Genomic DNA, 14,729 nt, shown 5'->3' on the forward strand with positions numbered 1-14,729 from the left:
GGAAACTGGAGTTACTCTGCCGATAACTCTCAAACAGCGATTCAATCTTTGGGCGAAGGAGAGCAGTTAACAGACACAATTAAAGTGACTTCCAAAGACGGTACAACGCATGATGTCGTGGTAACCATCAATGGTAGTAACGACAGGCCTTATTGCTCTTCAGAAGTACAGCTCAACGCAGGAACTGAAGATACGAGACAAACCATTACAGCGGTACAACTTTTACAAAATTCAATAGATGTCGATAAAAATGACTCTGGACTGCTTACAGTAGCAAACCTTCATCCAGATCATGGCTCGATTTTAGATAACCAAGATGGTACATACACTTTCACGCCAGAAAAAGACTATAACGGCCAAGTTCACTTCACTTATGATGTGCAAGATGCTCACGGCGGGATTACGCATACTGGCGCAAGCACCTCACTGAGTGCAGTGCGTGATGCAGCCATTATTACAGAAGTAACCAGCGAAAATATCACAGAAGATGGTTCACACAGCAGCCACAATGCAGGGGTTACAACTGAGCTCGCGAATGGAAGACTACAAGTTGTGGACCCAGATAGCGGGGAGAATAAATTCCAATACAGCCAGTTTGGTGAATCAGCAGTTCACGATCCGTTTGGTGGCATGTTACGTATTGATAGCATGGGCAATTGGGGGTACAGCGTTAATAATGCCAATTTGCAACACCTTGCTCAAGGGCAAACTGAAACCGTTATCTACCGTGTTCATAGTTATGATGGAACGGCATACGAGTTGCACATAGACGTTGTAGGCACCAATGATGCGCCAACCGTTACCCAAGTTGCGCTAAGTAACGGCACTGAAGACACGCACTACCAAATGCAAGCTAGTCAGTTTGGTTTTACTGATGTTGATAGTGGCGACACATTACATGCCATCAAAATCACAGATATCCCAGCAGTATCCCAAGGTAAGTTTGTGCTTGATGGACAAGAGGTAAGTGCGGGTCAAAGTATATCAACTGCCGATATCAGCAAACTACAATTTGTACCGGCTAAAGACTTCAATGGTGATGTACAATTTAAATATACCGTTAGCGATGGTCGTACTGATTCAGTAGAAGCAACGAATACTTTGCACATAGCCAATACAGATGATGCTTCTGTTATTTCTGGTGATAGACAAGCTGTTGTTAATGAAGGCGATATTGGCGATACCGTTACTGCTACAGGGCAGTTATCAATTACAGATGTTGATACTGGTGATAATCCAAGCTTTATAGATGTAGCATCAACGGCGACAACATACGGCCATATTCAAATGCGCAATGGCCAATGGACCTATACCCTAGACGAGAGCAAAGTTCAGCATCTAGATCCCGATCAACCTGCGGTACAGGATCACTACACATTTAAAGCCAGTGATGGCTCGACGCAAATTGTAGATATCACCATTCAAGGCACCAACGATAAACCTATCATCGAGTCAGCACACGCAGCACCGGTAGGCACATCAAGCACCTTAAAATTACAAGATGTTGACGTAATCTCAAACCCAACAGGCGCCAACATTGATGTTGCGCCAAGTAATGCAGAAAATATGGCGCGTTGGGGGACTGATCAGGTCGGTGTCGGATCAGGGGTAAAATTAGTCGGACTATATAAACCTGGATCAGATCATAACTGGATAACAAACCCTGCAACAACAACAACAGCACATAGTGGCGCAGGTGGCTTCAGCCGAATTGATAACCATGATTGGTGGCATACAAATGGAGTTCCAGATACGGTAAACACAGGCTCTGGCGGAGCAACGGGCCATGGCAATGCATGGACAGGCGGGATAGCTGTATTTGAAGATAACACAGGCCATCAGACAATTGCGATTGTAAATCGTGTTTGTACAGGCGGTGGCAGTGAAGTAGATTACCTCTACTATCACTCATATCAACACCTACAAGTAGGTAATACTGTTTATAGTGGCACTGCAACTGCAGGTGAAACAATCAATGTGATGGAGGGTAATCATCAAATAGCCTCTGTTATTGCCGATACTAATGGCCATTGGGAAATTTCTGCAAGCAATTTAACTGATGGTAAACATACTATACATGTCGAAAATAGCGCAGGTGAACATTCTGCTGAAACTATTTTACAAGTCAGTGGCCATACGGTTCAAAATATTACGCCTGCAGCACTTAATGCAGAAATAAAAGAAGATGCAGCTCAAACAACAATCAATGGTGAATTAAGAACATCAGATGTTGATACAGGCGATACTGCAAGTTTCACGGTACAAGCTGATCACGCAACTAAATATGGCCATTTCTCCATAGATAGTAATGGCCATTATCATTTCACCATTGATAATAATAATGCTGACGTTGATCACCTTGGTGTACATCAGACATTAACTGAAGTCATTCCAGTGACCTCAACTTCAACAGATGGTACTTCAGTTACCACAAATGTCACAATCACTATTCAAGGCTCACTAGATAAACCAATTCTAAATGCGACAGCACCAGATGCACAGCAAGGCACCACTATTGCGTTAAATTTAAATGTGGCTACAACAGATACGGGTGGTGATACTGAAGATCTGTTAATAAAAATTAGCGGCTTACCTGATGCAGCTACACTAAATCATGGTACACACGATGCGGTTGCAAAAATGTGGGTTCTTCATAAATCAGACCTTAATGGTTTAGAACTTAACCTTCATAACGCTAACTTCCATGGGGATTTGCATTTTAATGCAACAGCAACAGCTTCAGCGGGAAGTGAATCTCAATCAGCAACGCAAGCTATTTCATTATTTGTAAATGCCCCTCCTTCAGTTACTTCCGGAGTAACTGGCAGCAAAGCTGAAGACTCAGGAATGGGTGCAATAGATCTTCTTTCTGGTGCTACTGATGCTGATACAGGCGATACATTATCTGTTGGCCATATCGAATATCAAATAGGGGCCAATACAAAAACGGCTACTATGCCGTCTTTTTTAACATTGGCTAAAGATGGTCACACGTTAATTATTGATTCAAATATACAAGTATTTCAACATTTAGCTGCCGGAGAAACTGAAACAGTAACACTGTCATATAATATTAGTGATAGTCATGGCGGAGCTGTAAAGCAGACAGCGACTTTGATAATTACGGGTACGAATGACAAACCAGTGATTAGTGGTTCAACCACTGCAAGTGAACTAACAGAAGATAACAACGTATTTGCCTATAATCATCGAATCAGTTCAAACCAGCACAATATAAATATTGTGGACCCAGATAACCAAGAAAGCCTTATGGTACCCACTGGGCATTTAAATGGAACTGGGAGTGCTGCAACAGGTAGCTGGATATCAGGCGATAAAAGTGTCGGCGAATTTATAGTACATGCAGATGGGCGTTGGTTATATCATGTCGATAACCAAAATACGGCTATTCAGGGTCTAAAAGAAGGGGAAACCTTCACCGAGACAATCACGGTTCATACCAAAGATGGCACTGATGTCACATTAACTGCCACAGTTAACGGCACGGACGATAAACCTGTCGTCAGCGGAGCCGTTGACTTGGGTAGCACGGCAGAAGACACCACCAAACATTTTAGCGCGGCTGACTTATTGGCGAACACCACAGACGCAGATGGTGATGCCCTTTCCATCGTCGATGGTTCTGTAACCGCTGAGCATGGCACCCTATCGGGCGATGCTGTGCATGGCTTTGTCTTCACCCCCGACGCTAACTATCATGGCACAGACATCGCTATTACGTTTACAGCCACTGACGGGCACTCAATAGTTGCTGGCACGGCGACACTTGATGTAACAGCAACCAACGATGCAACAAAGGTCGTAGCGACGAGCGCTAGCACCACAGAAGACACCGATATCGTCCTGACTAAATCGCAGCTTTTGGCTGGCGCGACCGACGTAGATGGCGACACGCTGGATATCAACAGCGTAACTGTTAATGGTGGCCACGGCACAGTAACTGATAATCACGATGGTACTTGGACGCTGCACCCTGAAGAAAATTACAAGGGTGACATCACTTTAGGCTACAAGGTCAACGATGGCACCGCGGATGTCGATAATCACATGACCGTGGCGGTGACATCGGTTACCGACGCTGCGGAGATAAACCTTTCTGTTGCACCGCAAAAAGGCTTTCAGACGGATTCTGCCCATCATCTTTCAATCGATGCGATACTTAATCCTGATGGCGGTGGTGACCACACAGCTAAAGACTACGGAGATACGCTGACCTTTGAGATGGGGATCACGCTTGATAAGAGCGAGAGTTACCACAATGGTGATGTGATCGCCCAGTACGGAGGGCATATTAGTAGTCCAGGTAAATTGGATTATGCTCAAATGCATTATTATTCGGATGGTTCGAAATTCGGGAACGGCGGAGTAACCCTTACAAACCCCCACAGTGTTACCGTTTGGATTTCGGGCATGGATCCTATTGAAACCCACATTGATATTACCGATGGCAAACACCACCGATTAACGGTGGTTGTAGATGATGGGCAAGGCATTAAAGCGCCCACCATGTCGATATTCGATAATGGTAAGCCTGTTGATTACCCTGATGGTTCAAACTCTGAAAGTATGCCAACGCATTATCTAGGCGACAGCGGTTCGAGTGAGCATTATTTAACAGCACCGAAAGCTGGCATGACACTAACGGAAGATGGCTTTGTTGACGCGTCAACTATCTCGATCCCTTACGGCGGTGGCCACGCGAATGTGCCCAAGTCTATTGTCGAGCGAGCAGGCTCGACCGAGCTACTAATCGGAACGGGTCGAAGCCCTATATCACTTGGAGATGGGCGTTATGCTACTGGATATGAGCATGGCCATATTGTCTGGAGTCACGGTTCGAATCACGGTGGCGGAAACGTACCTCCCATTACACCCATCGTCGCAACGATCGAACACGTAACGGTAGTAAAAGAAGCAGTTGCAGCGGCTCAGGTAGCTCAAGGGCCACTCGGTGAGCAGGGTCTAGATCCAAAACATGTGTTGATCGATCTAGGGGTGAACGGGGCAGGTATTGTTGACCATACCGGGCTCCACAGCACCGTAGTTCCTTCTGGGTCAGACCATTCGCACGTGATAAACACGGCAGGAATCAATGTTACCAATGACCCACACCACTTAGTCATCAATGCCGATGTGACGCCACACGATAAAGACGACGCGCTCCAAGCTGTTCATCTACACGGTCTACCCATTGGCTCAGTTGTCACTGATGGCACACATACGCACACCATCGATGCGACGGACCAAAAAGATGGCTTAGATATTTTGGGTTGGACACGTGGTTCACTCGAAGTTAACATTCCATCTGGTGTTTCGTACAATGCGATTATTACCGTGGAAGCAACCACTCAAAATCAGGATGGTACCAGTGCGCATAGCGCATCATCGGCACCGGTAATACTAGACCCAGCACATGCGGGTGATGTCATTGTATCTGCTCCACCAATTAGTGGTGTTGAAGACAAGGGGCCCTACGACCTTACCTTAACCGCTATCGACCCAACAGACGCTCATGCAGCAGTCACTTTTGCGGTATCAGGTTTGCCTGCAGGGGCAACGTTAAGCGCTGGTAGCTACGATGCGAATACCAAAACGTGGACAATTACACCAAGTGAGGCGAACGGTCTGCAGATAACGCTGCCGAAGGACTTCTCAGGCAGTGTGACCCCCCACATTACAGCAACATCAAGTGCCGGCCATAGTCATAGTATTGATATGAGCGGAAGTATCACCGATACACAAGATGTAGCGGTGATTTCAGGCACCGATAGCGCGAGTATCACAGAAGATATTCACGTACAGTCGTCGGGGATAATTGAAACCAACCAGAATCAGCTCAATGTACAGGATCCAGACGCAGGTGAAGCCCTGTTTACGCCTACGGGCACTCCATCGGGGTCGGGTAGCACAGCAACGGGTAGCTGGGTTGCAGGTGATAAGGGGATAGGGCAGTTCATTCTGCATGCTGACGGCCGTTGGCTCTACAAAGTTGACAACGATAACCCCCATATTAACAGTCTCGGCGATGGTGATACCTTTACCGAAACCCTAACCGTTCATTCTAAGGATGGTACAACACACCAATTAACGTCGACGATTCATGGTACTAACGACAAACCTGTCATTGATGCTACTTCAGCCGTTACTGCTATTGAAGGTGGCCATACTGCGCATAAAGGGCAAATCACAACAACAGATGTTGATACTGGTGATAGCGCTACATACACGGCAATTACGCCAACGACGGGTCAGCATGTTCCAGGCTTTACACTTAATGCAGATGGTAGTTATGAGTTTGATGCCACCGATGCGGGTTACGATCATTTAGCATTAGGTAAAACTGAACAAGTAAGCGTTTCTGTAACGGTAACTGATGGCGCAGGCGCTACGGATCAAAAAGACTTAATCATTACAATCACTGGCACCAACGACAGACCAACAGTTGTTTCGTCACTTGCTCAGCATATTCACTCGATTGATGAAGATACAACACAACACTTTAGCGCTAAAGATTTTGGTTTTATCGATAAAGATCACGGCGACCAGCTTGACCATATAACGATTACCGCACTGCCAGATGCTTTTAAAGGGCAATTTGAGTATGACGGCCACCCTATCACTATTCCTTTGGATGTGTTGACGGCTGATATCAGTAAATTAACCTTTGTACCTGCTCAAGATTATAACGGCGGCGTGCAATTTGGCTTTACCGTAAATGATGGACATACCGATTCCTTTCCTAAAATAGGTAATTTCGAAATCATACCGGTCGATGATATTTCTACGGTTAGTGGTACTGATACATTGTCAATGACGGAAGGGAGTGCCGCCAATACCCATGCAGACTTAACCGTCGCCAAAGGAGCATGGCTAGCGAATGTTGATGGCCATTTTGACTTCCCTGAGGTCGTAGCTAATGACCCTAATGCAGGGCGTTGGTATGCAATAGTGGGGGCAGGTGTAGCGGGAGGCGCAGCCCATGGTATGAAAATCGAAACAACACAATGGGTCATGAACATGGGAGACCCCAATTACGGTCATAATGGCTATATGACATTTACCCGTAATACCAATAGTGCCACTGCTTCCTATAATGCAGTAGACCGTGTCGAGGGAGATTTACTCATTAATGACCCAGACACAGTACCAGCAACCTTTATTGATGTAACCGATAGTTTGGGTGATAACGGTTATGGCAATTTTTCAATGCATAATGGGCACTGGTCGTTTGTTGGTGGTGACAAAACCACTGCGCTAGCGGATGGCGAAAAAGCGACCGAGACCTTTACATTTAATACCTCCGATGGTGTGACACATCAGGTGACCGTTAACCTTACAGGTAGCGATACCAAGGCTGAGTTTAAAGGTGATATTTCTGCCAACCTCAAAGAGGGAGATATCGGTGATACTGTATCTGCACATGGCACCCTTAATATTGTGGATGTTGATACAGGGCAAAATCCGATAATTGCAGATTTTCATGATAAAAGTGGAGTCAATGGTTACGGACATTTTTCAATGGTCAATAATCAATGGACTTATGAGATTGATCAAACGAAAGTTCAAAAACTTAATGCGAGTGAATCAGTTCAGGATAAAATAACGGTGACCGCCAGTGATGGCACCACACAAGATATTGTCATTAGTATAAGAGGTACAAACGATGCTCCTGAAGTGACGGGCGCAGTGGCGAATACCGACGATAGCGAAGGTCATGCAATCGACATGACACTCCCATCAAATTTATTTACCGATGCAGAGGGAGATAGCTTTACGTTAAGTTTAGCTGTTTCGCAACATACTGAGGAAGCAGTCAACCCTGATAGCGTCAACCCAGGTTGGCAAGGTAAAGATACAGCTTTAGGTATGCCAAGTTGGCTTCATTTTGATGAGAAAACTGGGCGCATCTGGGGGACTCCACCACATAGCGCAGACGGTGACTTAGATATCACGGTCACGGCAACAGATGCTAAGGGTGCAACAGGTACTTATGACTTTCATATCGCGGTTACTGATGTTGATGCAAGTGGCATTGCACACGCCAATGTGAATGAAGATGATAGAGCAACGGGTCAACATTCAGCGAATGGACAGTTAGATGCGTATCATAATGGTCAACATATTATCTGGCATGAACAAGCTACAGGGCAAGATAGCACCCCTAATATGATTCAGGGTACATATGGTCACTTGCAAATATCAACAGGTGGCACATGGATTTATTACCTTGATCATGATGGCGCTAGAAGTTATTCCAATAAAGATCTTAATGCTCTAAAAGCAGGTCAGGTAGAGCAGGAGCATTTCACCATTCATGGTTTACAAAATGGTAAAGAGGTCGCTACCGAGCAAGTTATTATTGCGGTTACGGGTAAAAATGATGGTGCGACTATTAATGGTACCATGACAAGTAAAAGCGTAAGTGCAATTACAGAAGATGCTACAAAGGATACATTAGCTGGTCACTTGAATTTAAAAGATGCCGATCATGGTGAAGATCTGTTCACACCAGATCCACACATTGCAGGAACTTATGGACATCTAGAATTAGCAGCCAATGGAGACTGGGTATATCATCTTGATAATAGTTTGGCGACTACAAATTCATTAAGCTCTGCGCATGGTGGAACAGAAACCTTTACAATACACTCACCAGATAATACTGCTTCTCATACAATAACAATTAATGTGAATGGGGTTGATGATCCATTAACTGCTGTTACGTCACCAGCCCCACCTCCGCCAGTACTACATGATGAACCTGACTTTAGTGCTGATACGAGTGAAGCTCCCTCTGTCACCCTTGATGATGTTGGTCTCGTTGTCCCCGATAGCCAACATCTAGCAGTAAATGATCACCCTGTTACTGGCGCAGCTGCTTATCTTGATGCATTGGGGATTACACCTGCAGCGCCTGTAGCAGATGCACCTGAACATCAACTACCTGCTGATATGGATATTGTGATGGCGGAAGCGGATCATATTGTATTAGGACATGATGATGTGGCGCATCTAGATTTATCGGGTGCGCTTGAACACCAAGGGCATGAACATGATACTAACCAACAGGATCACGATGATACGCAACATCATCAAGAGGATGATTTACCAGACATTGATCCCAATAGTTAACGCATAAAATGCCAATCACTAAAACCAAAAAAGGAACACTATTTAGTGTTCCTTTTTATTTCTATTCTCTTTTAAATTTCAGTTATAACTTTTAACTATAAAACAAACTAACGCTCCCCAAACGCGACACTCACGTTGGTATAAATCGGTTTCCATAAATACTGAAATACTGACTTTTCACCCGTAGTAATATCAACTTCGCCGGTCATACCCGGTAAAATAGAGAATTTCTCAGGGTTATCATGAAAGTAAGATTTCTCAACTGAAATGACTACATCATAAAAAATGTTACCTTTTTGGTCTTGCGATGTCGTTGGTGAAATACTTTTAACGGTGCCTTTTAACGCGCCAAAACGACTGTAATCAAAGGCATCAACTTTTACGCGTGCCGATTGCCCCACACTCACAAAACCAATGTCACGTGGTGATAACTGTGCTTTAAAGTCAGCTTTACCGCCGATAGGCACAATTTCAGCGACGGTGCCACCCGGAGGAATAACAGCCCCAATTCGGGTACTAGGTAGGCTTTGTACCAACCCTTGTACAGGTGAAACCAATACTGTATTACTCAATTTAGCTTTACCAGAACTTACTCGTGATCTTAATGCAGAAAGGTCAGATACAGCTTCAGAGCGCTGATCACTGACTTCCACTTTTGCTTCTGCTAATAACTGTTCAATTTTTTGTTCATTACTCTCTGCCTGCTTTAACAATACCGCTTTTTTTCCTAGCGTTTCCTGATACTGCTGTTCGATAGAAGCTAACTTCTGCTGCATTTCAAGGACTCTCAGCTTCGAAGTATTCCCGGCTTTTAGACCTTTTTGTAAAATTTTCAGCTCTTGTTGTGTCGCTGATAATTGTCTTTTATTGGCAGGTAATGATTTTTCGATACTGTTTAGTTGTTCAGCTATTTCTGCACTATTTTTTTCTAATACAATGCGCCTTTGAAAATACAGCGCTTTTTGCGCATTTAACTGTGCTAATTGTTGGCGGGCTATTTCTGGATACTTCGTTTCAAATTCTGAAAAGTTGGGTTCTCTTCCTTCAATTAATGCATTCATTCTTTCAATACTTGCGACCAAGGTAATGCGTTGAGAGTCTAATTCTTCTAATGCTGCTTGCTGAAAGGTGGCATCAAACTCAACTAATGGCTGATTTAATTCGACTAACTGCCCTTCTTTCACTAGTATTGATTTTAATTTCCCACCGATATCACTCTGAATAACTTGTCTTTCTCCCTCGGGGATCACCGCGCCTTTGGATTTAGCTATTTCATCCACTTGGGTAAACACAGACCAAATTGCAAAAGCAAATACACAACACCCCACCGCCCATGTCGCTAATGATAACGTACGACGGGTTACTTCAGATTCAACAATATCTGCATATATTTTAGATTCATGTTGTGACGCTAATTTATCCATGATTTACCTCGGGTTGTGCTTGTAAAGTATCTTGATGTGTTTGCTCAGGAGCTTGTTCGTCTGCTTGTTGCAACGGACCTGCATAAACAACACTGCCTGCCTCTAGTACCACAACAGTATCTGCGAGTTTAATGAGTTCTGGATCATGAGAGCTAAACACAACACTGGCTTTTCCGCGTTTTTGCTCAATAAACTCATTGAAGATCCGTTTATTCGTCGGGTGATTATCCGGCACCGGATTATCTAATAAATACAACGGGTAATCATGTACTAAGGATTTGGCATTAACCAGTATTTGTGAACTATTGGATATTTGCCATTGTTGAATGCCATTAGCTTGAGCTGCTGCGATTTCGGTGTCTAATCCATGATCTAAGCTATTCAGCCATCTTTCACCATCAACCTGACGTATCGCTTCTCGCATTTTTGCATCCGAAATATCTCGACCATCACTTAACCAGTCTCGAATCGATAACACCATTAATTCTGGCAATGCGGCGCGCATAAAACACCAATGTCGATAAAGTTGCGGATCATATTGCGACAAATTCACACCATTAACTTGTACCAGTCCATTTTGGGGCATTACTAATCCAGCCATCAACTCCATTAGCGTTGTTTTGCCGCAACCTGAAGGACCTACGATAGCCACTACCTGTCCGGGTTCAACAGAGAAACTAACACCGCTTAAAGCAGGTTTAGGTTGTTTTGCATAGCGCAGAGTAACTTGATCTAACGTCATGCTAGGCGCTACATCTGTTAAAGGGTGATGTTGATAAGTAAAATCACGCTCTGCAGGTTGCTGCATAATGCGATTTAATTGTGCTGATGATTGTTTAAATGACTGTAAGCGCATTGCACTATTCGCCAACATTTGAGCAGGACCTGTTACCTTAGATATCAGCATCATGGCAGCAATCAAACCACCAGCGGTTAATACATTCTCAAAGATAAGATCGATTCCTAAGCCCATCACAGCAAGAGTTGCACCAATATTTATCAAATAATAGAGGGAGGTGTAACGGCTTTGAATGGTGGTTTGTGAAAAACTCGATTTAGCGGCAAGGTGATTAGCTTTCTCAAAACGGATTAACCAAGCGGTTAACATGCCGGATTGACGAATAAAGCCCAGCTTACTGGTTAATTCGTTCAACATGTTTTGACGATTACTGCCTGCAATGGTTGACTGCAGTGCCCGTTTTGAGCTTACTTTCAAATAACGCATGACAAAAAACGCGTATAAGGCTAACGCCAGTATTGGCACGATCACCAGATAACCACCTAACACTGCAATGGCGATAATAAAAATCAGCACAAAGGGAATATCAAAAAGCGCATTACCAAGCGGACCTGATAACACCGCAGCGATCCTCTCACCCAATTGTGTTTGTGATAACTGACTCGTGGTGCTGCTTTGTTGATTAACGGCGTAACTGTTATTTAAAATTTTGTGCACAACCGCTTGCGATATTTCTCGGCTGAGTCGATTTGAAATCATGGTAAATGCTTTACTACGCAACATCCGTAATAACCCCATCATCACAAATAATAACAAGGCACCAATAGCAATACCTTGCAACTCATGTCCTGCATCGCCACCAATCACATGGTCATAAATAGACATGGTAATAAATGGAATACACAGCGCAAACAAGTTACTGATAAAACTGACCAGTAACAATTTCGGTAGCATCGGTCTAAATGCGTGTAGACGCTCTCCTACCCAATCTGTGCTGGCTTTTTCTTTCGGCGCGTTTTCAATTAATACATAAAACATGACAGCCGTGTCTGCTTTCACATGCCGGCTTTCTAGTAATTGTATGTTTGTTTCTGACTGAACGGAAAAAGCCCAATGATAGCGATTCATGTCTTGATGCTTAACATTTGGTACTAAAACATAATCAAGTTGAAGCCTGTCAAACAGCGCAAATAAGTCGTCTAAATTCGACAGTCCATTCTCTTCACTCCATTGCTCTGCAAAATACTGAATATTCGCATTCAGCTCTAATTGCTGCAGTGCCTCTAAGGTGACTTGTTTAACATTACTCATTCACTTCCCCCTTATTTGACTGCTTAATTCGAAGTTTTTTTGTCGCTAACGCAATAAGCTGTGGATGGTAAGTAACCATTACAATGATTCTGCCTTGCTTAGCCTCTTCACTTAATGTGTCAGCTAGTTGATTGACACTTTCAATATCTAAAGCAACATCAGGACGTTCTAACAAAACAAGTGGTAATGGCCTTGCTAACTGTGCGACTAAAGCAACGCGCTTAATACTGCCCATGCTAAAGGGAACTGAATGGCTATGTCCTATTTTAGTTTCAAGGCCTTCAGATAATTGGGTGATTATATTATGAAGCCCTAACCGCTTACTGAAATCGATTGCTGCATTGGTATTATTAACATCAAAACCACATAAGTTATCCAGAATTGACCCCGAAATTAATTGCGCGTTTGCAGGGCAAAAAGCACTACTGGCAAATAATGTTTTCAGGCTATCAGGATTATCATCAATGCAGATTGATCCACTTAAGCTATCCCCAGCTCCAGCTAAACTTGCTAAAAAGTGGCTTTCTAAATCAGAATATTGACTTTCTAATAAGACAATATCTCCCGGATTTAGCCACATCTGCTCTAAACTGAATTGCTCCGTACCATTGGCTAATGAAATCTCTTTTAATTGAATTTGGCTATTCGGTGCGATGACATTGTTTATTTTCGCCTGCGTTGGTAATGAATGAAGTGCTTCAATAGCTTGTTTCGCACTATGCATACTATTTAACCTGATGCGGATCCCCATCAGTGCACTTAAAGGCGCAACAGCACGTCCAGATAAAATTGAACAAGCCGCTAGGCCACCACTGGTCAGGTCACCGCTTAAGACCCACAAGCTACCGACTATCACTAAGATAACCGAGGTCGCTAGTGCCGCAAGTTGGATGCACTCCTGCGCCAATGCATTTTTACGCTCTTCTGCAATTTTACTGGTAAATCGTTGTTCATTTCTGGATTTGAACTGTTGAAAAATGCGCGATTCAATCGCTTGACGTTTGATGCCTTGCAATGTATTTAATGCAACGTTCAGAAAAGTACGGCTCTGTAATTCATTAGCCGCGCTTTGTTCACTGAGTTGCTTAGCTTGCATCGACGCAATGTATACAATCAACAAGGTAATTAACCAGACAGTGATCGGGACAAGCACCAACACGCCACCAATATAATAAACTAAGCCTAAAAAGATAATCGCAAAGGGGAGATCGATAAGCCCGACCAACACCCCACCTGAATACCACTCTTTGACTCTGGCGACAGCGTTAAAACTTTTAGACACCCCATCTCGACCTAAATTGTTCAGTTGATCATTAGCGGTAAGGTTAATTTTTTGTAATAGGGAAGAGTAAGTTATTTTCTCTGTATTGCTCGCAGCAGCCGCTAATAACCAAGCGCGCACAAAGCGTAAAAACGCTTCCATTAACAAGGCGATAAAAGCACCCGCAATCAATAAGCTAGCCGTACCATAACTTTGATTAGGTAAGATACGATCATAGATTTGTAAAACCGTTAACGGTACAGCTAGAGAGAGAAGATTGATCAGTAAAGAAGGCATCAATACTTTCATAAATAACGATGACTTTTTGAGTTCTAATGCTTGCATACAAAATCCTTTGTCGTTGAACTAAATAGATTGGTATACATGAGCGGAATATGCAACTAGTTGATTGTATTTATTTTAATGTTACAAAGCTCATCACTGCAAAAAGATATTATGAGCAGTAATCAAAATAATTAACTTCCTTAATAATGAATTCAAGGAGTTAATATATGGATTAAATAGATGAAGAAACGCGACACACTATCGCCATTTAATAAAGTAAAAGGACAGTAAATAGACAAGAGAAGCGCATAAAATTAGTTTGTTGGTATCTTGGCTATATTGACGGTTCTTGCACAGTTTTACATAACCTTGCTCTTACTTACCTGCGTAAATGCACAGGGAGTGCACAGAGAAGACAGGATATGAACCATAAGTTCATAATCAAACGTAAATTAAGCAGTTAAAAACAAGTCATAACATTAAGCTAAGCAGAAAAAAAAAGGAACCTAACCTACTGATAATTAAAGCATAAACAACAAGGCACTGGAAAACCTTC

General features: G+C 43.3%; 4 protein-coding genes. 1 reads left to right on the forward strand and 3 read right to left on the reverse strand.

Annotated features, from left to right (window positions below; all coding sequences use genetic code 11):
• The coding region (locus CW745_RS03190; RefSeq protein ID WP_153069735.1) for a VCBS domain-containing protein at nt 1-9,153 on the forward strand (9,153 nt) is incomplete at its 5' end.
• A 107-nt stretch (nt 9,154-9,260) separates the two neighbouring features.
• Here the strand turns inward: CW745_RS03190 and CW745_RS03195 are convergent.
• Genes CW745_RS03195 through CW745_RS03205 form a run of 3 tightly spaced genes read right to left on the reverse strand, consistent with a single transcriptional unit; the run spans nt 9,261 to nt 14,233 of the window.
• A complete protein-coding gene (locus CW745_RS03195) occupies nt 9,261-10,577 on the reverse strand; it encodes an HlyD family type I secretion periplasmic adaptor subunit (protein WP_101107090.1) in 1,317 nt (438 codons plus the stop codon).
• Nucleotides 10,570-12,627, reverse strand: coding sequence for an ATP-binding cassette domain-containing protein (locus CW745_RS03200; protein WP_101107091.1), 2,058 nt, complete (start codon nt 12,625-12,627; stop codon nt 10,570-10,572). Before CW745_RS03200 ends, CW745_RS03195 begins: the two co-directional genes overlap by 8 nt.
• Nucleotides 12,620-14,233 (reverse strand): ABC transporter transmembrane domain-containing protein, encoded by a 1,614-nt coding sequence (locus CW745_RS03205; RefSeq protein ID WP_101107092.1) that lies wholly within the window; start codon nt 14,231-14,233, stop codon nt 12,620-12,622. The genes CW745_RS03200 and CW745_RS03205 overlap by 8 nt, the downstream gene beginning before the upstream one ends.
• Nucleotides 14,234-14,729: the final 496 nt, after the last annotated feature.

It is taken from the genome of Psychromonas sp. psych-6C06 (genome assembly GCF_002835465.1).
In the GTDB taxonomy this organism is placed as follows: Bacteria; Pseudomonadota; Gammaproteobacteria; order Enterobacterales; family Psychromonadaceae; genus Psychromonas.